The following is a 23,056-nucleotide window of genomic DNA, read 5'->3' as shown; positions in this document are numbered from 1 at the left end:
CCTTTCGATTAGGCCGGCGGGGTGTTGGACAGGGTGACCTTCACGGTCGCAGCGGGGATGCGGTTGGCCAGGGCCACGCGCTCTTCGATGCGGGTCGTGATCAGGTTGTTGGTGAAGTCCGATGCGTGGGAGTTCGTGGACTCCACACGGACGCCGCCCTTGCGGTACACCGTGGATGCGGTGTTGAAGGCCGCCACAGCAACCGTGCCAGCGGCGACAGCGGCCGTGACGATGGTGCTGATGCCCCACAGAGGCGGCTGCCACTCGATGTCACCATTGCCGTACTGGCCCTGGAAGAAACCGCCGCCGAAGTACTGTCCGTTGCCGTCCTTACGGAGACGCAGAGCCTGGTAGTCAACGGGGTTGATGGCGATGCCGTCAGCGGTCAGACCGGTAGCGGTCTGCACCTTGGACAGTGCACGGTAAATGGCGTCCGCGTTATCCGTGTTGTTGGCCGCCGCTTCGGTCTGGATGCCAGAGCGGTTGAGCAGGCCCAGCACGTTGTTGCCGGTGCCGTCACCATTGAGAAGCTGGTTCTCTTCGGCCAAGGCGAGCAGGTACAGGCCGCGCTGGTTGATTTCCGAGACCCAGAATTCGGCATCTTCGGCCATCTCGTCCGTGAACTTCAGGAAACCGGCGATCTTCTTGAGAGCGTCGGTTCGAGTCGTCGGGTCCGTGAGGTGGAACTGAGGCTTGGCACCGCCTTCAGCCACCGTAGCGAGGCTGCCTTCTACGGCGCCTTCCACGAGGTAGCTGACCGCGTTGGATCCAGCGCCCAACGTTCCCTGTCCGAGCAGGTCGGAGATGACGGGGCGGCGGAAAGCGCGGACGACGGTGCGGTCAAATGTGGTCAGCCACGGGGCGAGACTCGCCGGCGTGGCCTGCGTGTCCGTTGCAGCCTTGGCGTTGGGGGACCATTCCGGAGCTGCGACGGTTGCTCCGCCAATGGTCTTGACGCGCAGCAGTCCGTCCTGGCCCACGGTCTTCACGAAGTGTTCGCCAAGCGACTTGGCAGGAGCGGCCTCGCGATCGCCGTCGCCAGCCTCCGGAGCCCCGTAAGAGCCGAGACGCTTCATCAGCGCATCAGACTCTCCGGCAGCCTTGATCTTGGTGTCGAACTCGTCCACCTCAGCGAACTTGGCCTCGACCGTGGTCTGCTCTTCGGCCGTGAGGTCTCGGCCCGCGGCCTTGGCCCCATCGATGACATCCTGCGCCGCCTTCAGCGCGGCGGCGCGCAACTGCTTGAGGTTCACAGGGAACCCCCTTCTGCGCTCCCAGTGAGCGCGTAGATTTTTGCTTGTGCCGCCAGGCGTTCAACGGACGACTTGGGCTGCTGTTCCTCGCCGGACGCGGACGACTTGCCCCCTGAGGGGTCCTCGTCGTTGGCGTCAGGCTTGACGTTGGCTTGGTCGCTGGCTTTTTCCTGGTCGTTTGCTGCCTCGGCCGCTTCGATAACGGCGCCGATAGCCTCCTGCGCGGAACGCAGGGAGTCGATGTGTTTGGAGGCCAGAACCCGGCCTGCCTTAAATTCCGCCGCTGCTGCCTCAGCCAGAGCCTTGACGGCGACGACGCTCGTATCGGAATTCGCCCCGATGGGCACGAAAGAGAACTCGTACACCTTGAGCTTCCGAAGTTCGTTCGCCTTCCGGCCGTCTTCAAGGGTTACTGACCCTTCGTCTAGGGTGTCGTAGGCGAAGGAAAGCTTGGTCAGTCGCCGGCCTTTCACCAGCCGGTAAACCTGCGGACCCTTGGGTGACTCAAGGTCGAACTTCCCGCGGATGCGCCACCCGTGGTCGTCCTCGGACATTTCAGTTGCGCCAGCAACAAAGTAGTCCGGGTCATCCATACGATGGCCGTACAGTCCCGGCAGTACGTCCCCGGACGCCTTCCAAGCTTCGATGTCATCCAGAAACGCGCCCTTGGCAACAATGTCGCCATAAGAGTCGGGTTCTTTGATGAACGTGGACGGGTAGACGATGAACTCGCCTTCTTCCAATCCATCCTCAGGGCCGGCCTTCACCCGGCCGATGGGCACATTCTTGACGTGCATGATGTTCCTTCCATTGGTCAGGTGATGATCACGACGGAGCACTTGCAGCCGGCGACCTCGTCAACGTCCCCGCTGAACGATCCCGGCCACTTCAGCCCGTTGCTGAACTTCTCATCGATGGGGACTGTCTCGCCGTTGATGCGCTTATGAGAGGACCGGGAGTTACCAGAGTTGGTTTTCCACCGCTTCTTGGCCTGCGGACGGGCCTGCTGTGCAGCCTCAACCATGCCGAATCCAAGGAACGTCGCCGCCGCGGTCATGCCTGACTTCGCTGCCCTGGATTCCTCAGCCACGTCGAAGACGTGGGCGAGGTCAGGCTCATCCTCGGCTTGGGCGGCTTCGAGTGCTGAAAGTGTGGTCGCGTTGACCTGCCCAGCGATCCTCTCGGCAACCTTCGCGAGGAAAGCTTCCGTCTGATCCACGTTGTAGGCGTAGGCGTCCTCACCCATGGCATCGAGCGCTGACAGAGCAGCGGCCTTGGTGACCTTCAGCGAAGCGGCCAAGATGTCTGCCGCAAGTTCCTTGTCCCAGCGGTCCGAGTCCCACCATTCGGGAGCTTTCGCGCCGACTGCGGACAGGACTGCTTTCCGCTGCCGGGCGAAGAACTTCGAGAACACCTCAGCCATTGCCTTTTGGTGATCTTCCGGGATTTCCTCCGGGGCTTTGATCTCGTACTCCGTTTCCGATCCCTTGATCACAGCCTTGACCAATTGGAACTGAGCTGACGCGAGGTTCTGAGATCCTGAATCGGATGGAGATGCTTGACCGCCAGCGACAACATTCAGCGGCACAATGAGGTCATCCCCGCCCTCAAGCGCTGGGAGGTTCCGCATGGCGCGTGCCTCGTTGCGAGTCATCCACGGGCCGCCAGTGGCGGTCTGCAGGATGGCTCCCTGTTCCTCGAAGTTGCCTTGAAGCTTCTCTTCGATGTTGAACTCAACGTAGAACCGGCGCCGTTCCAGACCCATGCGCGGGACCAGGAAGGAGTTGATGCGGTTCTCGATCTGCGCCACCAGAGGGCCGAGCGTGTCACCGTAGAGCATCTTCCGGAACTCGCGAACATTGGAGTAGTTCGCGCCGTCGTTCTGCCCAATCATCGTCGGGTTCACATGGAACGCAGACGCCACCGTTGTCAACGACAGCTTGGCCGCCTCAACATACTGCTGTTCCGTAGCAGAGAAGTCGATGCGCTTTAGCTGCATGCCTCCTTCGAGGATCGGAGTGCCGCCAGCCTTGGAACCGTTCCCGGTGTACTTGGAGTACCAGTCCTCACGGAACGCTTCACGTGCCCCATCAGACCACTGTGGCGCGTCCTTTGGCCGCTCGATGACTGACGAAACACGTCCGCCGCGCTTCCAAACTTGGGAGCGATACATCGCAGCTTCAACCTGTTCCTGCAACGTCTCGCGCAGCGCGTCAACTGTCGGGGACGAGCCGTGCATGCTTCCTGGGTGATAGCCAGGGAAAGCAAGAATCTTGTCCTTGGGGATCGTCTCAAACTTGCCGGGCTGGACGTACACCTTGTATTCCTTGATCTCCCACGGGTTAGCCATCACAGGCTCTACCCAAGTCGGAGGAAGTCGGCGAATCATCCAGCCAGACGGCATGTCCGAAGATGGAGCCGCCCACCAGTACGCCCGGTCATACATCGCAAGGTCGCCCACAAGAGCGAACACAAGCTCGAAAGTTGTCATCTCCCCATCGACGTCTTGAATCGACTGAGCCAGAACCCCATCACGGTCGCGGCGCCGGTCAGTCTGATCAACACGCTCAAAAGTGTGCAAACCAAGCTGAGCTATGTTGCGGGCCAAGAACGAAACAACCGTCCGGAAATGGGGCTGTGAGTTCCACATCTGCGCCGCTGTGAGGTTCTTCAGACTGGCCGGACTGATGATGTCGGCAAGATCCGAGCTCCCAAGATGCGTGATCCGCGGAGTGAAGAAAGCCGAACCACCTGAAACGTTGGAGAGGATATTCTGCCAAAAGCCCATGCGGCCTCTCACTCTCCTTTGCTAAATAGACATAACGCCCTGCGTTTCGTAGTCAGACTCAGTTGTTGCTGGGGTGAACTCGACGCCCGTTGCCCAGGCGGCAAACATCGCCGCTTCAAGGGTTGAGATGTCCGAATCGGCGTTTTTCCTGCCCAGCGCCGAACGTTTGCCCACATCGCGCTTTGCAGCACCAGCGGCCGCGTCTTCCAATTCCTTAGTGGAGACATAGAGGAACATGCCCTCCGTGACCTTCGTTTCGAGGTTCGCGAAAGCATCCAAGGCTTCGCCGGTAGACGCAGCGTGGTACTCGACCTCTGCAGCCTTCAAATCAGGAATAAGAAATGCGCCAGGCCCGCGACCGTCAATAACAACGGGCACATCAAACATCCCCTGCAGTTCCTTGCACCGGGCTACAACACCGCCAGTGCCAGTGGAATAATGCAGCGACTTCACCCAAACGCTTTCGCCATCCGAAGACGCCGCCACAATTGCGGCATGCTTCAAATCGAAGGACACAGCCACAGCGAGGGATTCGACTTCGAGGTTGGCCGGACGTTCATCACGCTTGCCATCGGCCCAGTTATCAAAGATGGTGACTCGAGTTTCGTTATCCCAAATACCCATGGCCTCACGGCGGAAAGATCCGGGAGTATTGAGCGCCTTCTTCATTCGAAGCATGGCCGCGTCATCCGTGCGGTGAGGATACGAAGGGTTCGCCTTCCTCCACTGCTTCCGATCGTTTTCGCTGGCGTTAGGGTCCGCGGAGAACTCTACGTAAACCGTGTCTTCATCTTCGCCAGACAGCGCCTCACGGCGCTTCTCCTTGAAGATCTCACCCGGGTCCTTAGGCCTAGGGGGCGTACCAATGAAGAACAGCAGCGGGTTGGGCGAGACGTTCGTCGCCGGGACCATGTCTTCCACGGCCGCCTCAGTGAGGATCTGCGCCTCATCGAACACTTCAACGTCCACATTGTCGAAGCCGCGACCAAAGCCACGCTCACGGGCACCGAACATGATCCGGGAACCATTGTTGAAGTAGATGACCTCATCACCTGCGCCCGTTGTCACTTTCATGACATGGGGGGCGATCTTCTTCTTGCGGGTGAACGCCTGCAGTTTCGAGAAAGTCTCGCCTGCGGTCTTCATCCGGTGAGCCGTCCAAAGGACCGTCAACCCCGGATACAGGAGGCAGAGGCAGAAAATAATGAGTGCCACAAGGTACGTCTTGCCGACCTGCCTCGGAATACTGAGGACCACGCCGCCAATACCAGCCGCATACTTACCATCGACACGCTTAGCCAAAGCCAGCTTGCCGATACTCTCCTGCCAATCATCGACACCAAGGCCAATCTCAGAAGCTTTCTTAGCCACTGACGGCCAGGCCGTAGAGACAATTCCCGAAGGCTGAACAACGCGGGCAATCTCAGATAGCTTCCGCGTCCCAGGCTTCGTCTTCGACAGGTCCGCCATTTTCGATAGCCTCCTGCTTCGCCGATGCCTCCAACGCCTGAATCTCCTTGGAGATCAGGGAGAGCTGCCGGTGAAGCGCGGCTTTCGCGGGGCCCTTCTCTTCAGGCAGAGACGCCACGATCTCCCGACGCTGAGCAAGAAGAATCTGCAGATAGTCACCAGACTCAATTGCCTGGTTAAGCGTCATGGGTTCTGGTTTCGGCTCTGGAACGTCAGCCTCAGTGACGGCGCGGAGAGGACGTGAGGACTTCGTCACGGCGCACCTCCCGCGTGAAAGAAAAAAATGCTGTGAATAGAAATGACTACCGGGCGGGAGTCAAGGAGGCCTGGATCTGTAGCGATCCAGACCCCCCTACCCCTCGGGTAGCGAGTAGGTAGTCGTAGCCTTTTTGGGAGACAAGGAGTTTCCCGCCAGATGCGATGATGTGGGTCTCTTCGCCGGGTTGGGGTCCTACGTCTTCGCCGAGCCATTCGAGGATGTCTGCGAGGCCGTGACGGACCATGCGAACGGCGTCCTGGGCGAGGGTGGGGACGATGGGGAGTGCTGGGCTGACTACGACGTCGATAGCTGCTGTGATGGCCATGCTCACCAGTCCCTTGTGATGGTTTGTTTCTTTTGGTTGGTGACTGCTGCGCCGTTGGCGCCGCCTGCTGCCCGGTTGCACTTGACGTGTTCGGGTCCGGTCCATGCGGTGCGGTCGTCGTTGTGTCCGAGGTCCCATGGTCCGTCTGGTTGGATGGGGTCGTTGCATCGGCAGCAGTTGATGCCGCCTGCTCGAACGATGGGTTCGAGTCGGGCGCGTTCTCGTTGGTGTGCTGCCCCGTATCCGCGTGCTGTTGTTGACTGGCCCATCAGTATGCGATGACCGGGACGCCGGTGGTGTCCAGTGCTGGCAGGAGAGCACTGAGTAGGTTCTCACTGGCACGCACAGGCACGTATGCGCGATCTAAGGAGTAGCCTCTGATGCGCTGCGGGTCAAGGAATATGATGCGGCCACCTACTGGGAAGATGATCTCTTCGCGTCCGCTTGCCTTGCAGATGGTTACGCGGGGAATGTCTTCGCAGACCTTGCGGGCAAATAGGAAGTCATCGCTGATCTCGTGCCGGCGGTTACCGATCCACCCAACTGTTTGGCCTTCTGCTGCGTGGCCGAGCGCTTGGATGAGTTCGAGCTTCATGGTGGGGCCTCCTGGGGTTTGTGCCAGACGGCGGCAGGTGCACCGAACCGCCGCCCAGCGTTGCCGTCTCGTCTCCCGGGATCGGCGCCGGGCCAGACCGTTGGACGGTCAAGTGTTGGGTGTGGTGATCTACTTTGCTAGGCCGCGATTCCTATTGTTGGTCGGCGTGCGTTTCGATCAGTGGGTAGTGTCGGAATCGAACCAACCTCGCTGGGGATCAAACCCGGCCCGTCACCAGATGGGCTACCTACCCTTGTGCCGGCGTCGTCACGACGAGCGGCGGTGTCCGTGAAGTTGCCCAAGGCTGGGAGCATGCCACTGCAGTTAGTCTGAGCCTTGTGGTCTTGTGAATGCTGAATAACCCGGCACCTGAGGATTCGCGGGGAGCATGGCCTCGTGCCAAATCCCATGGAGGAGCGACTCAAGGCGCGCCGCATACTCCTGAAGATTCTCGGCGATCACTTCTATCTGTTCCATCCTGTACAGGATCTGGGTTCCATCCTGTTTCCTGTGGAATCGGGACAGAATGATTGCAGGCATGGCGAAGTCACAGATCGAACCGTGAACAAAGTCGTCTCGATGCGTTTTGAGTCCCCGCCGCTCGGCCCACTGGATGTGTTTCGACAGTTCTTCACGGACTTTGCGTAGTTGTGGCCCACCGTCTTCCTTTTTCAGTTCTTTGACAAGGATCTTGTGGAGGTCGGTCCAGGTCTTATCAACCAAGCTGAATTGGCGTGTCCGGTTCTCCTGCAGAGTGAGGATTACACGCTTCATTGCGGCCTCGATGTGACCGCTAGCAACAGTAATGGCTCCTACGAGGTAGTACAGCTTCTTGCGAAGCTCGATGTCTGCTGGTGCTGGGCCGCCGATTCGGCCGTAGATGGCGTTACTCATATCCATCTGGTCAACATCAGAGACTGTTAGTTCGTACTGGAACGGCTCGAACCCATCCAGGTTCATCTCGGTTGTCCAAGTAAAGGCATGGCCAGGAGGAGGCCATTCTCTTGCCGACGTGTGATCGAATTTGTCATCCATAGTGGACATTCTGTCCTGTCACGCGAGCCCCTGCTCGCGCGCACAGACTTCGCAGAACCGTGTACTGAATCTGGCTGACAAGGCAGAAGCCCCGGAGCGGTCAGCGTCCGGGGCTTCTAAAAGGTTTTGGTTACAGCTGTGGGCTGTGGCACCAGTGTATTAAATAAACGGCTTACTTACAAGCGTGTCATTTTCCTTGTCGTTTCCGGCTGAGGCGGTGCCATCGCGCAGGGTTCCAGCGGTCGGTGAACGCGGTGGTGATCCCACCCTTGGGATGTAGGAACTTGCTTGACACTGGTTTGCGGGCCTCATCAACGCAATCCTGGCAGGCTCCCGTTTCTGTGGGTTTGAAGGAGTTTGGCATGACGACTTTCACTTTGGCTCCGCAGAGTGCTGCCCGGTAGTTGTAGGTGTCTTCCAGGAAGGAAGGGCCGAGCATTGTCAGTTCCCTGGCTGTGGGGCGAACTGCGTGGATTGGCCCGGGGTCGTCGGGCACCTGGGGTGCTCTCGTGCCGGCCTGTAGGTCGCGAGGGGTCTCCCATCGGGTTAGCCCGGCTTTATAGATTGGTTCCGGAAGATTCGAGGTCATGCTGCGTCCTTCCTGAGTTGGAATGCGAGTTCGTGTAGTTCGGTGCCTACCCAGGTCGCCCCGCAAGCTCCGCACTGGGCTTCGGTTCCGGTTGCGGTGAGGGCGGTATTGCGGACGTATTCGTCTTCGTCCCATGTCCAGGCGTGGGTGGCCCCACAGTCAGTCTGTGGGCAGGGGCCGACAATTTCCGTGCGTCGGACGGGGTTTAGCATCTGCTGAATGGCTAGCATCCATTTGGTGGTGTTCTCGAGACATTTCCTGGCAGCTTGTCCTCTGTTGTCGCTCTGGGTCCATGCGGCCCATTTCTGAAGCTTGCTCTCTTGGCTAAGTTTGGGTTCGTCGTTGCCGGTGATTGTGATGTGCATAGTTGCGAGGGTTTCGCGGATTTCAGACCAAAGGCTGAATGCCGGGATTGCGATGGGTGAGCGCGAGCCTGAGCCTCCACCACCGCCGTTTGCGCGCCGACCGGATTGGATTTCCTGCCGGAGTTGATCGAAGAGGCTTAGCTCGGTTGGGAATGACTTCGCCCCGGTCTCGCTATCGATGTGGATGGCGCGGTGTTCGCGGGTCAGCCGGTGAACGTTGTCGTTGAGAGTATCGATGTTCAAGATGCTTCCATTCCGTAGCGGTAGTCGTTGGGGCCGATGGACATGCTGTTGACCGAGGCGAAGTGTGGGCGCCACGCGAGACGGATCTTGCCTGTTTGGCCGTGGCGGTTCTTTTCGATGATGAGTTCGAGCTCGCCTTCCATCTCTTGGTCGTCTCGGTGGAGAAGGATGATGTTGTCCGCGTGAGCTTCGATACCCCCGGACTCTCGAAGGTCAGCCATGGTCGGGCGGGTGTCCGCTCGTTGCGTGGAGCCGCGGTTGACCTGGGCGAGGGCCAGTACGTGGGTGTCGAATTCCTTGGCTAGGTGTTTGCAGTCCTCAGCGATTCGGGAAACTTGGCGCTCTCGCATGTCCCTTGGGTCGGCTGGGGCACAAAGCTGCAGATAGTCGAGGATGATCAACGGCACCGGTCCGCGTCGGGCCCAGGTGCGGACTGTTGCCCGGACTTGGGCCATGGTGATGCGGGAGGCTTCCTCGATGTAAACGGGCCAGTCTGCGGCTTTGGTGGTTAGGTGCGCTATCTTCCTCCAGTCCTCCTCGCCGAGGTTATGGGAGTTGATCTTGTGGAGGTCGATCCCTTCGGAAGCTGCGGCCATGCGGCCCACCACTTCGTGCTCTTTCATTTCGAGGGAGAAGAACCCGACTCCGTATCTGGATGCTGCCACGGCCGCGCAGCCCGCCACCAACGATTTCCCGACTGCCGGCCGGGCGCCCATGACAGTTAGCTGCCCTGGGTGCCATCCGCCGTTGAACTTGTGATCGAGCTCAGACCACCCAGTGGGATAACTCTTGCCTTTGGGTGCCGACCAGAGGTTCACGGCATCCTCCAGCGCCGCCGAGAACGTCCGGACACGGATCCCTGTCGCTTCATTGGCCGCGGCGTCCAAGGTCACTCTGGCTTGGTCCAGCACAGCCTCTGTCTCATCCCAATCCGCATTATCCGACATCTGCTGCAGCTTCCGGCCAATCTCGGCAAGTCGCCGAAGCCTGGCAGTCCCGGTGATGATGCTGGCGTAGTGTGCCGCTGCCGACCGGACTGGCGCCGCCTCCATGCACTGGTGGAGGTACGCTGGGTCCATCCCGACGATCGGGTTCGACACGAGCTTTTGCGACATGGCCAGGGCTGAGGCCGGCCGACCGCCCCTTGCCTCCGCCAAGATCATGTGCCAAAGCTGCTCGTGCTGGGGGAGGTAGAAGTCCTCTGCTTTCAGCTCGACTTCGTCCAAGGTTCGCTGATCCAGGAGTACTGCGCCGATGACTGCCCGTTCGGCGTCGATGTCCTGCCGCAGCTTCAAGTTGTTCGTCATGAGATCCCCAGTTTCTGCTTGGCCTCTGCCAGCCGTTCGGCGTTGTGGATGTTCCGCTGTTCCTTTTTCCATGCGATCTCACCAGCGACGTCCAGCCCGGCGGGTGGGGTGCCTGGAGTCCAGACGTCCCTGCCCAGCACGGCCTCGACGTCAATTTCGCCTTGGAATCCGACGGTGGGCGACTTGCCGCCGACGCCAGCCTTTGCTTTCAGCTGGTCGAATTTCTCGCGGAGCTTCGACATGGACAGGATGTTTGCCCGCCAGAATTCGTTAGCAGTTGCCCACCGGATCATCCACGAGACCTGATCGACGGTGTACCCGTCCCGGTCGAGAAGCAGCCTGGCTGCTTCACGGTTCTTCTTGTTCCTGGATGGCTTCCTGGATCCGTTCTTCACCAAGCAGGAATCGAGGAGATCAAGAAGTTCATCAACTTCTGGTCGTGGGATTTCGTCAGAAATCTCCGACGAAGGAATATCTTCTTTAGAAGATGTAGCAGTAGCAGTAGCTGTTCGCATGGAAACGCTATTCGAATCCTTTGCCAAGGTTTTAGCCGTAGCGCTTCCAAAGCTCATTGCATCCTCTTGCCTAAGCCCTTGGCTCACGCCTTTCATATCCCTTGCCTTGGCCTTGAGGATCGTCTGCACCTTCGGGTGGTTCCAGAGAGCCAACTCCGGCTGCTCTTGGTGAATCTTCTGGATTTCGAATGCGAAGAACTCCTTGATGTCAGTTGAGGCGATCCCGGCAAAGTCGTTCGCCATGGTGACGTGAAGCCGGGGGTGCCTGATTACTCCGTCGTGGCGGGCGAAGGATCGCACAAGCACCTCCTCAGTGGCGTCGTCAGCGTGAATGAAGTGAGCCTCGGAAAGCTCGCAAGCGTCCCTTTGTACGTCGGCGGCCGTCCGGTCATTGGTGAGTGCAGCAAGCCGCCCTGGCCGCCAGTCAGCAACCCCGGCGTAGTTCAACGTTGGGTGTGTCAGGATCTGCTGGTACAGGTGCTGGGCTCCTATTGAGAGCCCCCGCCAGTCACCGTCCGCCCACAGATCCACACGAATATTTGCACGGTCACGAGCCAACAGACAGCGCTCCTCTCGCTGACATGAACCCATCCATAGAAAGCTTGGATCGGCGGTACTCCCGGTAATCCGAAGCCGACCACTGTCCGGTCGCGATCAGAGTGCGTAGACGTGCGTTGGCTGCCCTCCGATCGCAAGCCAAGAGGTCTGCTTCATTCGCCTCCACCGTGCCGCAACGACGAAGACGGACAGCTTCCACTTCTACGATCAAGGCCTTGATGTCCCCGGGGTAGGCAGGGCGTTTGAAGGGCTTGGAGTGGAACTTCAGCACTGCGTCGATGGCATCTTCGACTGAGTGCTGTCCGAGGATTTCAAACCAGACTCCAACTTTGGCATCGGAGGACTTTCGGCCTTCAATGTCGTCCAGTTTTTGGAGCACGGCCTCGGTTTCTGGCCTAAGCATCAGTTGCCCCTTTCGTGTGCGTGGTAGCTGCGATTGCGGCAAGGGCTTCGGTGAGTTCAAGAGCGTCACTCGCCGACAGTGCTGCATAGTTTGGGGCTTGGTGATCCGCTAGCCGGACGTCAAAAGAGTGAGTGTCTGTCGCCGCGTTCCAGACCGGGGTGATGATCCACTTGCGGTGCGTGGATTCGGGTCCGAGCCAGCGAGTGTCGGAGTGCGGATCCGGGCTGAATCCAGCAGGAGGCATTGGGATGGGGCCAAGCCGCTTCTCAAGTTCAGCCATGAGATCGGTCAGGGTCACGCCCAAGCCATAGGCCAGTTCAGCTCCCTCGCGCACTGTCAGGAACCATTTGTCAGGCCAAGTAGCGGCAGCGAGGCCCGGCCTGGAATCTTCCTCCGGCGTGGCGCCGAGGTCGCGAACCTCAATGGTCAACTCCTCATGATCGTCATTCCACCAGTGCGACCCCAGCGCTTTGTCAAAGAGGTCAAGCAGTTCCGCAAACCCCATCTCTAACTGATCGGCCAAGTTGCCGAACTCTCGCGCAGTCGAAGGTACTTTGATAACGTGTTTCACAGAATCTCCTAGTTGACCCGGGTTGGTTCTTCGGCCGTGGTGTTCTGATTGGCGTTGGACGCACCACGGCTAGCTTTCTTATTTGGTTCCTTGTGCATTTCCGCTTCGCTTGGCATTGGGCGGCCGCCGCATTGCGATCGCGGTTCGCAGCGGGAGGTCACTAGGAAGCCCGCCCCGTCTGTTCGTGCGTCTGTTCGTCTAGCCACGCGTCGATATCCGCCTGGCGGTACCGCACAGTCCGTCCCATCTTGATGAATTTCGGGCCAGTTCCCATGTATCGCTTTTGGACAAGAGACTTGTCGGTGATGCCAAGATAGTCGGCCGTTTCCTTTGTGTTTCTGAGCTTCGTTTCCATTCGCGCTTCCTCTGGTTCAGTTTTGACAACTAAGCCTCCCGGCTGGTGGGATCGAGACTACGGAAAGGGGGGCTGAGTTGTCAACACTGGCCCCCCGGAGTTCTGGGTCGCGATTGGGCGAACTTGAAGGAGGGTCGGAGGTTCACGTTTGCCAGCGGAGGCCCCGAGTGATTCTGACTTGTCACCAGTGAACCACTCTGCAACAATGACGCCATGCCCGAAATGACAGTTGAGTCCAGATACACGCCAGACGCAGGGGCGCAGACGCACCACCTCGGCTCCGTAATGATCGACATGCCGGGCACGTTGGTGATTAGTGATGCGCCAGCCAAGGGGCAAGAAGTCTCGTTCCGCGTCGATTGGATTCAAGGGGAAGGCGTGCGGCCAACGGCGATCACGGTCTCGTCAAAGGTGGGCCGGGAAGTGACTTCAACGGACCTGCGCAACGTGAATGTCAAACAGCTTTGGCGTGCAGCGATCGTGGACCATGTGGTCTACCGGCGCATGTTCCACTTCGACTGGGAAAAGTTCGACGGAAAAATAGCATTCGACAGTCCGGTCCAGCTGCCTGATGACATCCTCGAACGGCTCCGGCTAAGAGGCCCAGAGAGGGCAACGCTGGCATATGTAGCTGACCTGTATATGTTCGCCGACTCAATCGGGCTGGCTCCGGCGCTGTATGTTCAACAGATATTTGCGGGGGAGAACCTCGAGCCGCTACCGAGAACTACCGCCACGAAGTGGATCAAGAAAGCGCGTGACTTAGGCATTTTTGAGGAGTGGTTTTATGCCGACAATTGAGCCTTACACAACGGCCGCCGGCAAGCGTTACCAGGTTCGCTACCGGAAGCCTGATCGCACGCAAACCAAGAAACGCGGTTTCAAAACCAAGCGTGATGCGGAGCTGTTCCTGGCCTCGGTTGAAGTGTCTAAGGCGCGTGGCGAGTTCATTGATGCGACTGCAGCGAAGGCATTGATTGGGCCTCTTGGTGCTCAGTGGCTTGCCCGGCAGACGCACCTCAAACCATCGTCCCTCCGCCCAGTGGAGTCTGCCTGGCGAAACCATGTCCTGCCGGCGTGGGGGCACGTTCCTGTATCCGACGTCCGTAGAACGACAGTGCAGCAGTGGGTGTCAGAGATGACGCTAGGGGACCAGAACGCAAAGCCTCCGCGCAAGCCCAAGGGCGCGACGCTCGTCATCCGCGCCTATGGGGTTCTGGCGGCCATCCTGGACGATGCTGTGAGCGACAGGCGCACGCTTAGCAATCCTGCCCGTGGCGTTACTCTGCCGCGCAAGGTCAAGAAAGCTCACGTCTACCTGACTCACGAGCAGGTGCATGCCCTGGCTACTGCCAGTAAGTATCCAGCCCTCGTGCTCACGCTTGCGTACTGCGGCCTGCGGTGGGGTGAGGCCACTGGGCTGCGGGTCAAGCACCTGGACATGCTGCGGCGGCGCTTCATGGTCGAAGAGAATGCCGTGCAGGTTGGTTCCGTGATTGAGGTTGGGACGCCGAAGAACCACAAGAAGCGAACTGTTCCCTTTCCGCGGTTCCTCAGTGAGCAGTTGGCGGCTCAGTGCGAAGGGAAGGGACGTGAAGATCTGGTGTTCCCCGGCGAGGATGGCCACCATCTGCGCTTGGCTCGGGTGCACGAGGACAATATGAGTTGGTTTGCCGGCGCCGTGAAGCGTTCCGGCATTCCCAGAATCACTCCTCATGATTTGCGGCACTCGGCGGCGAGCTTTGCCGTTTCGGCCGGCGCCAACGTTAAGGCCGTGCAAAAGATGCTGGGGCACAGCTCGGCAGCGATGACCCTGGATGTCTACGCGGATCTCTTTGACGGGGACTTGGACTCAGTTTCAGACGCTCTAGATCACGCCGTCTCTCTGGCGAATGTGCCCAAAATGTGCCCACCAGCCTGATTTGGACAAAGCAAAAGGCCCCGCATCCCTCATAAACAAAGGGAAGCAGGGCCTTTCAAAGTGGCGGTGACGGTGGGATTTGAACCCACGTTGGCTTTTACACCAAACAACATTTCGAGTGTTGCACCTTCGGCCGCTCGGACACGTCACCAACTGAAATAGGGTACCGGAGTTGGGGCCCGTTCCCCAAAACGAGCCCCAAACGAGCCGCAAACCGAGCCGCAGACCAACCCCCAGCAAACCCCCAACCAACCACCCGGGAAACGCCGACAACTGCTCTCAACTTCCGCCCGCACCTGCCCAGCGATAGATTCATAAGCATCATGACTATCTCGCACGAACAAGAACACGAGGCCCAGGCCTATTGGGTCACTGAGTCGGGACACGGTGAGTTGCGCCCGGAGGCCATACCAACGCCAGGCCCCAAAGAAGCCCTCGTCAGGACCCTGTACTCAGGCGTCAGCCGCGGCACGGAGCGCGTAGTCCATGAAGGGCGCGTCCCAGAGCGCGTGGCTGATTTGATGCATGCCCCACATCAGGAAGGCGACTTCCCCGGCCCGGTCAAGTACGGATACCTGTCCGTCGGCGTCGTGGAAGAGGGCCCGGACAACTGGATCGGCAAAACCGTCTTCAGCCTGCACCCGCACCAGGATTTCTATGTTGTCCCGACGAACCAGCTCACAGCCATACCGGACGACGTGCCTGCCCGCCGTGCCGTGCTCACGGGCATCGTGGAGGTGGCCATCAATGCCCTTTGGGAAGCTGGACCGAGGCTGGGAGACCGTGTCGCCGTCGTCGGTGGTGGCCTGGTGGGCGGCGTCCTGGCGGCCATTCTCCGGAAGTATCCGCTGGGCCGTCTGCAACTCGTTGATGCAGACACGGACAAGAGAGATCTCGCCGAAAAACTCAACATCAACTTCGCGCTCCCGGACGAAGCAGAGAACGATTGCGACATCGTTTTCCACTGCTCCGCATCCAATGAGGGACTCAAACTGAGCCTCCAACTTGCTGGCGACGATTCCGAGGTGATTGAGCTTTCGTGGTTCGCTGACAAGGAAGTCACGCTGCCGCTGGGCGAGGATTTCCATGCGCGCAGGCTCACCATCCGCTCCAGCCAGGTTGGGGCCGTGGCGTTGCCGAGGAGGCACAGAAGAACCAACGCCCAGCGCCTCCAACTCGCGGCAGCAACCCTGAAAGATCCGGTGTTCGACACGTTTCTGAGCAGCGAATGCCAGTTTCAGAATCTGCCCACCACGCTCGTTAAGTTGTTTGAAAAGCCTGGCGGCTTCTGCCACGTGGTCGCCTATCCAAAGCCGGAGGAATAAGACATGTTCAGCCTGACCGTCCGACGCCACTTCATGATTGCCCACAGCCTTCCCCGCGAAGCGTTCGGCCCAGCGCAGGGCCTCCACGGTGCCACGTTCGTCGCCGAGGTGACCTTCCGCCGCCCGGACCTCAATGAGGACGCCATCGTCCTGGACATCGGCGCTGCAGGCGGCATTCTTGAGGAAATTCTTGAAGACCTGAACTACAAGAACCTCGACGAACACCCAGCCTTCAAGGGCAAGTTGTCCACCACGGAGGCCTTGGCGAAGCACATCGCAGACGCCGTGGCCGCGCACATCACGGACACCCCGGATGGGGCAGCCCTCAGCGGTATCGACGTCGTCCTTCGCGAGAATCCTGATGCGTGGGCAGGATATTCACTGGAGCTCCCGGTTAAGTAAGTGCACATCCGCTTCCTGGTGCCGGGAAATGTCCGGCACGGCTCCGGCGGGAACAAGTACAACGCCAAACTCGCCGAGCATCTGACCGCCCTGGGCGTCGGGATAGAGACAGCCATCGTCGACGGCGAGTGGCCGGTTGGGAGCCCGGCGGACCGGCAGCGGTTTGCCGAAATGCTCGACGGCGGCACCCCAGTGATTGCCGACGGTTTGGTTGCGAGTGGGGTCCCGGATGAAGTGGCGGGCGCGGTGAATGCAGGAACCAAAGTGTGGATCCTCTCCCACATGGCGCTGGCCGATCACCCGGACCTTGAAGCCCGGGCCCTGGCCGCAGCCTCAGGTGTTATCTGCCCGAGCGCCCATGCTGCTGCCGCACTGGAAAAAAGGCATGGCCTCAAAAACGTTGTGGTTGCCCATCCCGGAGTTGAAGCGGCTGAGATAGCAAACGGTTCGGAGCCCCCGCACATTATCGCCCTCGCCGCGTTGCTGCCCAACAAGAGCCAAACGGAACTGGTGGAAGCCCTCGCCACGCTTAAGGACCTGCCATGGACGGCCGCCCTGATCGGCACAGACCAACCTGACCCGGCGTACGCGGCAGAGGTGAGGGCCGCCGTCGAACGTCACGGGCTCCAAAAGCGCATCACCATGACGGGTGAGTTGACCGGCGAGCCCTTGGAGAATCAGTGGCGCAAAGCCAATCTCAGCATCCTCATTTCGAAGTCCGAGGCGTTCGGGCTGGTGGTAACGGAGTCATTGGCCCATGGCGTCCCGGTCATTGTCCGGCAGGGGACCGGTGCCGTGGAAGCCCTTGGAAACACAGGAGCGGGGACGGCGCTTGACCTCACACAGCCCAACAACCTAGCCAGCACCTTCCGGAGATGGCTCAGTGACCAAGGCCTCCAACAGAGCTGGCGCACTGCAGCACTCCAGGCCCGGGCCAACCTTCCCGGGTGGGACGGTACAGCAGCAACGGTTCTGAAGGCCCTCGGCAGCGGCGAGGGTGCAGAATAGGGCCATGACGCCCACAGTCCAGACCATTCCGGCCGCAACAACCCTCACCCCGGAGCGCCTCCGGGCCTGGGCCTGGCACAAACAGGGCCTCGACGGGTCACTCGCAGGAAAGACGTCCGAGGAAGTCCTGGATCACGCCGGATGGGCACGCTCGGTGGGCGGCGCCAATCCGTACCTCACCCTGTTCGCGAGGGCGGGAATCAGCCGCGAACAGGTGGACCGGGACGTCAAAGAACTCAAAATTCACGAACTGCCCACGGCCCGTGGCTGCACCTACGTACTGGGCAGGGCCGACTTCGCCTGGGGTCTGCAGATCGGCCGCGACGCCGCCGTTGCACCCTTCAAGGTACTGGCCAGACTCGGAGTGGAGCGCAGCGAGATCACCCTTCTCGAGGACCAAGTAGAGCACGCCCTTCAGGAGTCCAGCGATCCCCTGGACCCCAAACAGCTCAAGGACCAACTGGGCGAATCCGTGCGGAGCCTCGGAGAGGAAGGCAAGAAGAAGGGGGCGGCCACCACCCTGCCAACGGCCCTGGGCCTGCTCCAAGCCGACGGCCGCATCCGCCGGGTCCCCATCAACGGGCGCCTCGACCAGCAGCGTTACGCCTACACCAAGTGGGGCCTTGCCCCCAGCAAAATTGACGACGACGGCGCTCGCCGCCTCCTGCTCGAACGGTATTTGCGCTGGACTGGCGGAGCGACTCTCAAGCAGAGCCAGTGGTTCACCGCGTTCACCGTAGCCCAGACCAAAGCGGCGCTCGCCGGCGTCGGGGCAGTAGAAGTGCCCACCGCAAACGGTGACGTGCTGTGGATGCTGCCGAACGACGTCGAGCGCTTGTCCGACTTCCAAGAACCCGGCGACGAGCAGATCCAGTTGCTTGCCGGCACGGATTCACTGGTCCTCCACAGGCGGAATTCGGCCGACATGTTCGCTGAGGAAGACAAAGGAAAGAAGGTCCTGGACACCACCCTTGCGCTTCAGGCCGACCTCCCGGATCACCCGATTCTGGACCGGGGCAGGATCATCGGCCTGTGGCAGTACGATCCCGGCAAAGAACGCATCGCGGCCTGGACCTTCGCCAAGCCCACTGCCGCAGTCAGCAAGCGGATCGCCGAAATTGAAGCATGGATCCGCGACGAACTCGGCGACTTCAGGTCGTTCAGCCTGGACTCACCGGCGTCCCGGCAGCTACGGATCGACGCCCTCAACGAGGCCGCTGGTCTGTAACGCACTCAGCCCGAAAGGCATTCAGCCCGAACCATACGGCCGGGTGATTGCTTCAAGGAAGTGCCCGTCCGGGTCGCAGAAGTAGATCCCGCGGCCGCCGTCGTTGTGGTTGATCTGTTGCGCGCGGGAGCGTGCGGGGTCGGCCCAATAGGGGATGTGTTCGGCGGTGATCCGCAGGAATATCGCATCGAACTCCTCCTCGCTGACCAGGAAGGCGTAGTGCTGGGGCTCGATGGTTCCTGTGGCCTCGAGGAAATCCAGGGTGACGCCGTTCTCCAAGGAAACAGTGACGAAGGACCACATGGGCTGGGGTGCGGGAAGCCCAAGGATGCGGGCCAGAAACGCAGCGGACGCGTGCTTGTCCTTGGCGTAGATGATGGTGTGGTTGAAAGCGATTGTCATGATTGGCTCCTTAACATAGAGCTCAGGCGGGTGAGCGGTGCTCCGCTGCCGGTACCCGGTGTGTAGCGAAGAAGTCCCGGAGGAGCGTTGCGCATTCTTCCTCACGCACGCCTGCGTAGACCTCCACCCAGTGGTTGAGCCGGCGCTCGCGGAGGATATCGAACACGGAACCTGCCGCCCCGGCTTTCTCATCCCACGCGCCAAACACGACGCGGGGAATCCGAGCCAGGACGATTGCCCCGGCGCACATGGCACACGGTTCGAGGGTTACCACCAAGGTGCAGTCCTCGAGGCGCCATCCATCGCCGCCTTCGCCCAATTCGAGGGCGTGGCGTTGCAGGGCAGCCGCGGCTTCGCGGATAGCGACGATCTCTGCGTGGGCGGTTGGGTCCCCGTGCGCTTCCCGTTCGTTGCGTCCAGAACCCAGCACGCCGCCGTCGGGCCCTAGAACAACCGCGCCGATCGGCACGTCGTCCGTTTCCATGGCCAACCGGGCCTCGTCCAGGGCGAGGCCCATCCAGGCCATGTGTTCAGCGTGATACGGCTCGGTGGCGCTCATGTCTCAATGATAGTTTTGGACGATGCGCACACTCGTCGTGGACCACCCGCTGGTCGCTCACAAGCTCACCGTTCTGCGGGACAAGAACACCCCTTCACCGGTCTTCCGGCAGCTCACTGAAGAACTCGTCACTCTCTTGGCCTATGAGGCCACCCGTGAGGTTAAGACGCAGCCAGTCGAGATCGAGACCCCTGTCACCAAGACCATTGGCACGGCCTTCACCAAGCCGACGCCGTTGGTGGTTCCCATCCTGCGCGCTGGCCTGGGCATGCTTGAGGGCATGACCAAGTTGGTCCCCACCGCCGAGGTCGGCTTCCTGGGCATGGCCCGCGACGAAGAAACACTGGACATCATCACCTACGCGGAGCGCCTCCCCGAGAACCTCACCGGACGTCAGATCTTCGTGCTGGACCCCATGCTTGCCACCGGCGGCACCCTGCGCGAAGCCATCAAGTTCCTGTTCAAGCGCGGCGCCTCGGACGTTACCTGCATCTGCCTGCTGGCAGCTCCGGAAGGCCTCGCCAAGTTGGAGGAGGAATTGCAGGACGCCAACGTGAAGGTAGTCCTCGCTTCGATTGACGAGAAGCTCAACGAGAAGTCGTACATCGTTCCGGGCTTGGGCGACGCCGGTGACCGCCTCTACGGCGTGGCCGGCTAATCCTCACGCCTCTACCGCTTTCCGGCGCGCCCCGTTAGCCTGTGGCGCATGGACTGGAAACTTGAACTGGTGTTTGTCCCTGTGTCCGACGTGGATCGCGCGAAGGACTTTTACGTCAACAAAGTTGGTTTCAACGCCGATTTCGATGAGCGTCCCATGGACGGCATCCGCTTTGTGCAGTTGACTCCGCCGGGTTCGGCTTGTTCCATCGCGATCGGTGAGGGCCTCAGCGATGCCCCTCCCGGAACCGCGCCATCTCTTCAAATAGTGGTGAGCGATATCAACAAGGCCCACGAACAGCTCAAGGCCAATGGCGTCGACGTCAGCGATATCGATGTCCAGGACTGGGGACACTTCGTCCATTTTTCGGACCCGGACGGCAATAAGTGGGCTGTGCAGTACATTCCGCACCGGCCCAACGGCTAAGTCACAGTTCGCCGCAACCCCTGCATGGTGCGGCAGGATGGAGCCATGAGCCATCCTGCCGAGCCAACTACGCCTGCCGCGCACATCGGGCCCGCGCCTACCCTGACGGTTCGTGCTGTCCTGTTCGACATGGACGGAACACTGGTTGACTCCACGGCGATCGTCGAGCAGGTGTGGCTGGAGTTCGCCGAACGATACGGCCTCGATTACAACGAGATCCTGCGGACGTCCCACGGGGTGCAAGCGGGCGATACTGTGCGCCGTTATGCTCCGGTCGACGCCGATTTTGAAGCTTTGACTGCCGAGCTTGGCGAGATGGAACGCACGCGAACCGACGGCGTGATTGCCCTCCCCGGCGCCGAAGCGCTGCTCGCTGCCTTGCCGGACGACGCCATCGCGCTCGTCACATCCGCGGACCGCATCCTGGCCGACATCCGGATGAAGGCTGCCGGACTTTCCATGCCATCCACTACCGTCACCGCCGAAGGTGTTACGCGGGGCAAGCCGCACCCGGAGGGGTATCTCAAAGCCGCAGCGTTGCTGGGCGCGAAACCGGCCGACGTCGTGGTTTTTGAGGACGCACCCGCAGGTATCGCAGCCGCCCGAGCTGCCGGGATGCGAACCGTGGTGGTCGGCGACGCCGGTGGGGAGCTTGAGCCGGGCATGTGGCGTATCCCGGACTACTCTGCCGTGACGGTCACAGCCGTGAAAGACGACGACGGCGGTCACCTCATCACTCTCACGCTCTAGCACTGTTCGCCTCCGCTGTTCGCCTCCGCTGTTCCAACCGGTGAAGCGGGAGTAGGCTGTGCGCATGTCTGCGTTGCCGGGGGCGTACGGTGCTGCACTGGAGCGGGCCATGGCGCACGCGACGGATTGGCTTGCATCGGTGCCAAGCCGTTCTGTCCGGCCCAGGTCCGACGCCGACCAGGTCGCCTCGAGCCTTCTTTCGAGCCTTCCCGATGAAGCAACGGATGCGGCTGACGTAGTAGATGAGCTCGCCGCATTGGCTGAGCCCGGGTTGATGGCAATCCAGTCCGGACGCTTCTATGGCTGGGTCATGGGCGGAACGTTGCCCGCTGCCATGGCCGCAGATTGGCTTGTCTCGGCATGGGACCAAAACGCCGGGCTCAGGTTTGCGACTCCCGCTGCCGCCGCCATCGAAGAATCCGCAGCTGCCTGGCTCCTCGAGTTACTGGATCTTCCGCGAGGGTCCGACGTCGGGTTCACCACTGGCGCTACAACGGCCAACTTCGCGGGCCTGGCCGCCGGGCGCCAATACCTGATGGACGAGGCAGGATGGGACCTGGCGGACCTTGGCCTGACCGGGGCGCCTCTCATCACAACGTTTGCCGGCCGCGAACGGCACGCCGCCGTGGACCTCGCACTGCGGTATCTGGGGCTGGGAGCATGCGTTCCTGTGGACACGGACGATCAAGGCAGGATCCTGCCGGACGCCCTCGCGGATGCCATGGATGAACAACCCGGACCTTCCCTCGTGTGCCTGCAGGCCGGCAACCTGCATTCCGGAGCGTTCGATCCGATGTCCGAAGCCATCGCAGTAGCCCATGACCGCGAGGCCTGGGTGCATGTGGATGGCGCATTTGGGTTGTGGGCGGCGGTCAGCCCAAACCTGCGCGGGCGGCTGGCCGGCGTAGAGGCGGCCGATTCGTGGGCCACCGATGCCCACAAAACATTGAACGTCCCGTACGACTGTGGCTTGGCCATCGTGTCCCGGCCGGAAGCTCTGAGACGTGCCTTCAGCATCCATACGAGCTACCTCATTGCAACGGAGACCGGACTGGGCGATCCGTTCGACAAAGTTCCGGAACTGTCCCGACGAGCCCGGGGCATCCCGGTGTGGGCTGCCCTCCGACAGTTGGGCCGGTCCGGAGTCATTGCCATGGTGGACAGGCTTGCAGCAAACGCCCGCGCGTTGGCGGAGGGACTCGCCGCAATCCCGGGCGTCGAGATCCTGAACGACGTCGTTTTCACGCAGGTATCGGTCGCCTTCGGCAGCGATGACCGCACACGCCGCGTCACCCAGCGGCTCATGGCCGAAGGGATCGTGTGGATGTCGGGTTCCTCATGGCGAGGACGTGACATCCTCCGGATTTCGGTGAGCAACTGGTCCACGGACGCAGGTGACGTCGCTGCCTCCATCGCAGCCGTTAGAGGCGCGGCAGAGGCCGAACCGGAAGCATAGAGGCCGTCTTGGTTACAAAGCCGAGCGTGCCTTTTCCAGGTATGCCATCAGCCCGGCCAACTGCTCAGCGCTCCAAGCCAGGCCTGCGCTAATGGCTTGCCTGTTTTCCTGCCAGGCTGCCCGGGCGGTGGCCTCGGCCGAGAAAACCATCGGCGGCCTGTGACCGTGAAACGTGGGACAGCACGTTAAAGGCGAAAACCGCCCCGGTTCCCGCCGTCAGCTGCAGTAATCACTGCTGCGACGGCGGAAAACGGGGCGGCAATCAGGCCCTGCAGGTTTGAGCCCGCTGG

The 23,056-nt window shown here is 60.8% G+C and carries 27 protein-coding genes and 1 tRNA gene; 10 read left to right on the top strand and 18 right to left on the bottom strand.

All coding sequences use genetic code 11. The features are described 5' to 3' along the window. Positions 1-8: 8 nt before the first annotated feature. The 14 genes from ABIE18_RS00590 to ABIE18_RS00525 all read right to left on the bottom strand — a co-directional run bounded on the left by ABIE18_RS00590 (position 9) and on the right by ABIE18_RS00525 (position 12,631). Positions 9-1,253 (bottom strand): phage major capsid protein, encoded by a 1,245-nt coding sequence (locus ABIE18_RS00590; protein WP_499720696.1) that lies wholly within the window; start codon positions 1,251-1,253, stop codon positions 9-11. Then, positions 1,250-2,050, bottom strand: a complete 801-nt coding sequence (locus ABIE18_RS00585; RefSeq protein ID WP_499720695.1) for an HK97 family phage prohead protease — start codon at positions 2,048-2,050, stop codon at positions 1,250-1,252. Before ABIE18_RS00585 ends, ABIE18_RS00590 begins: the two co-directional genes overlap by 4 nt. A gap of 17 nt (positions 2,051-2,067) precedes the next feature. Then, positions 2,068-4,041, bottom strand: a complete 1,974-nt coding sequence (locus ABIE18_RS00580) for a phage portal protein (RefSeq protein WP_499720694.1) — start codon at positions 4,039-4,041, stop codon at positions 2,068-2,070. Positions 4,042-4,062: 21 nt separating this feature from the next. Beyond that, complete coding sequence (locus ABIE18_RS00575; RefSeq protein ID WP_499720693.1) at positions 4,063-5,412, bottom strand: terminase large subunit domain-containing protein; 1,350 nt, start codon at positions 5,410-5,412, stop codon at positions 4,063-4,065. Positions 5,413-5,464: 52 nt separating this feature from the next. After that, the gene (locus ABIE18_RS00570; protein WP_499720692.1) at positions 5,465-5,698 is read right to left on the bottom strand and encodes a hypothetical protein; all 234 of its coding nucleotides are present in this window, start codon (positions 5,696-5,698) and stop codon (positions 5,465-5,467) included. Between the two features lie 115 nt (positions 5,699-5,813). Beyond that, positions 5,814-6,095: a hypothetical protein gene (locus ABIE18_RS00565; protein ID WP_499720691.1), complete on the bottom strand. Its 282-nt coding sequence runs from the start codon at positions 6,093-6,095 to the stop codon at positions 5,814-5,816. 268 nt (positions 6,096-6,363) lie between these two features. Then, complete coding sequence (locus tag ABIE18_RS00560) at positions 6,364-6,690, bottom strand: hypothetical protein (RefSeq protein ID WP_499720690.1); 327 nt, start codon at positions 6,688-6,690, stop codon at positions 6,364-6,366. 324 nt (positions 6,691-7,014) lie between these two features. Beyond that, a complete protein-coding gene (locus ABIE18_RS00555; RefSeq protein WP_499720689.1) occupies positions 7,015-7,725 on the bottom strand; it encodes a hypothetical protein in 711 nt (236 codons plus the stop codon). A gap of 585 nt (positions 7,726-8,310) precedes the next feature. Further along, a complete protein-coding gene (locus ABIE18_RS00550) occupies positions 8,311-8,922 on the bottom strand; it encodes a DUF7341 domain-containing protein (RefSeq protein ID WP_499720688.1) in 612 nt (203 codons plus the stop codon). Further along, positions 8,919-10,229, bottom strand: a complete 1,311-nt coding sequence (locus ABIE18_RS00545) for a replicative DNA helicase (protein WP_499720687.1) — start codon at positions 10,227-10,229, stop codon at positions 8,919-8,921. Before ABIE18_RS00545 ends, ABIE18_RS00550 begins: the two co-directional genes overlap by 4 nt. Continuing rightward, positions 10,226-11,302, bottom strand: coding sequence for a phage replication protein O (locus tag ABIE18_RS00540; protein WP_499720686.1), 1,077 nt, complete (start codon positions 11,300-11,302; stop codon positions 10,226-10,228). The genes ABIE18_RS00545 and ABIE18_RS00540 overlap by 4 nt, the downstream gene beginning before the upstream one ends. Then, positions 11,292-11,705 (bottom strand): hypothetical protein, encoded by a 414-nt coding sequence (locus ABIE18_RS00535; protein WP_499720685.1) that lies wholly within the window; start codon positions 11,703-11,705, stop codon positions 11,292-11,294. The genes ABIE18_RS00540 and ABIE18_RS00535 overlap by 11 nt, the downstream gene beginning before the upstream one ends. After that, positions 11,698-12,276: a hypothetical protein gene (locus tag ABIE18_RS00530; protein WP_499720684.1), complete on the bottom strand. Its 579-nt coding sequence runs from the start codon at positions 12,274-12,276 to the stop codon at positions 11,698-11,700. Before ABIE18_RS00530 ends, ABIE18_RS00535 begins: the two co-directional genes overlap by 8 nt. 160 nt (positions 12,277-12,436) lie before the next feature. Beyond that, positions 12,437-12,631 (bottom strand): helix-turn-helix transcriptional regulator, encoded by a 195-nt coding sequence (locus ABIE18_RS00525; RefSeq protein ID WP_499720683.1) that lies wholly within the window; start codon positions 12,629-12,631, stop codon positions 12,437-12,439. A 213-nt stretch (positions 12,632-12,844) separates the two neighbouring features. Here ABIE18_RS00525 and ABIE18_RS00520 point away from each other — a divergent pair, with 213 nt between their 5' ends. Next, positions 12,845-13,432 carry a hypothetical protein gene (locus ABIE18_RS00520; RefSeq protein ID WP_499720682.1) on the top strand — a complete coding sequence of 196 codons (588 nt, stop codon included), beginning with the start codon at positions 12,845-12,847 and terminating at the stop codon, positions 13,430-13,432. Then, positions 13,419-14,552, top strand: a complete 1,134-nt coding sequence (locus ABIE18_RS00515) for a site-specific integrase (protein ID WP_499720681.1) — start codon at positions 13,419-13,421, stop codon at positions 14,550-14,552. The genes ABIE18_RS00520 and ABIE18_RS00515 overlap by 14 nt, the downstream gene beginning before the upstream one ends. A gap of 61 nt (positions 14,553-14,613) precedes the next feature. Here the strand turns inward: ABIE18_RS00515 and ABIE18_RS00510 are convergent. Next, positions 14,614-14,703, bottom strand: a tRNA-Ser gene (locus ABIE18_RS00510). A 172-nt stretch (positions 14,704-14,875) separates the two neighbouring features. Here ABIE18_RS00510 and ABIE18_RS00505 point away from each other — a divergent pair. The 4 genes from ABIE18_RS00505 to ABIE18_RS00490 are packed head-to-tail and all read left to right on the top strand — an operon-like array spanning position 14,876 to position 18,515. Continuing rightward, positions 14,876-15,877, top strand: coding sequence for a zinc-dependent alcohol dehydrogenase (locus ABIE18_RS00505; RefSeq protein WP_499720680.1), 1,002 nt, complete (start codon positions 14,876-14,878; stop codon positions 15,875-15,877). A 3-nt stretch (positions 15,878-15,880) separates the two neighbouring features. Continuing rightward, a complete protein-coding gene (locus ABIE18_RS00500) occupies positions 15,881-16,279 on the top strand; it encodes a 6-pyruvoyl trahydropterin synthase family protein (protein ID WP_431118292.1) in 399 nt (132 codons plus the stop codon). Beyond that, on the top strand, positions 16,280-17,287 hold the full coding sequence (locus ABIE18_RS00495; RefSeq protein WP_499720679.1) for a glycosyltransferase family 4 protein: 1,008 nt from the start codon (positions 16,280-16,282) through the stop codon (positions 17,285-17,287). Between the two features lie 4 nt (positions 17,288-17,291). Then, positions 17,292-18,515 (top strand): DNA glycosylase AlkZ-like family protein, encoded by a 1,224-nt coding sequence (locus ABIE18_RS00490; RefSeq protein ID WP_499720678.1) that lies wholly within the window; start codon positions 17,292-17,294, stop codon positions 18,513-18,515. A gap of 21 nt (positions 18,516-18,536) precedes the next feature. Here the strand turns inward: ABIE18_RS00490 and ABIE18_RS00485 are convergent, their stop codons facing one another. Together ABIE18_RS00485 and tadA are read right to left on the bottom strand one after the other, a co-directional pair. Further along, positions 18,537-18,917 carry a VOC family protein gene (locus ABIE18_RS00485; RefSeq protein WP_499720677.1) on the bottom strand — a complete coding sequence of 127 codons (381 nt, stop codon included), beginning with the start codon at positions 18,915-18,917 and terminating at the stop codon, positions 18,537-18,539. Between the two features lie 22 nt (positions 18,918-18,939). Next, entirely contained in the window at positions 18,940-19,476 is a 537-nt protein-coding gene (gene tadA, locus ABIE18_RS00480; RefSeq protein WP_442004712.1) for a tRNA adenosine(34) deaminase TadA, read from the bottom strand. 22 nt (positions 19,477-19,498) lie between these two features. On the opposite strand from tadA, the gene upp reads away from it, so the two are divergent. The 4 genes from upp to ABIE18_RS00460 all read left to right on the top strand — a co-directional run bounded on the left by upp (position 19,499) and on the right by ABIE18_RS00460 (position 22,766). Then, positions 19,499-20,134, top strand: a complete 636-nt coding sequence (gene upp / locus ABIE18_RS00475) for a uracil phosphoribosyltransferase (RefSeq protein WP_431118299.1) — start codon at positions 19,499-19,501, stop codon at positions 20,132-20,134. A gap of 48 nt (positions 20,135-20,182) precedes the next feature. Next, positions 20,183-20,560: a VOC family protein gene (locus tag ABIE18_RS00470; protein WP_499720676.1), complete on the top strand. Its 378-nt coding sequence runs from the start codon at positions 20,183-20,185 to the stop codon at positions 20,558-20,560. Positions 20,561-20,605: 45 nt separating this feature from the next. Continuing rightward, on the top strand, positions 20,606-21,310 hold the full coding sequence (locus ABIE18_RS00465) for an HAD-IA family hydrolase (protein ID WP_499720675.1): 705 nt from the start codon (positions 20,606-20,608) through the stop codon (positions 21,308-21,310). A 64-nt stretch (positions 21,311-21,374) separates the two neighbouring features. After that, positions 21,375-22,766, top strand: coding sequence for a pyridoxal phosphate-dependent decarboxylase family protein (locus ABIE18_RS00460; RefSeq protein ID WP_499720674.1), 1,392 nt, complete (start codon positions 21,375-21,377; stop codon positions 22,764-22,766). A gap of 12 nt (positions 22,767-22,778) precedes the next feature. On the opposite strand, the gene ABIE18_RS00455 is transcribed toward ABIE18_RS00460, so the two are convergent. Then, the gene (locus ABIE18_RS00455) at positions 22,779-22,916 is read right to left on the bottom strand and encodes a hypothetical protein (RefSeq protein ID WP_499720673.1); all 138 of its coding nucleotides are present in this window, start codon (positions 22,914-22,916) and stop codon (positions 22,779-22,781) included. Positions 22,917-23,056: the final 140 nt, after the last annotated feature.

The sequence above is a fragment of the Arthrobacter sp. 2762 genome (assembly GCF_040548745.1).
Taxonomy (GTDB): Bacteria; Actinomycetota; Actinomycetes; order Actinomycetales; family Micrococcaceae; genus Arthrobacter.
The sequence above is the reverse complement of the archived record's forward strand: the minus strand, read 5'-3'. Positions and strand labels throughout refer to the sequence as shown.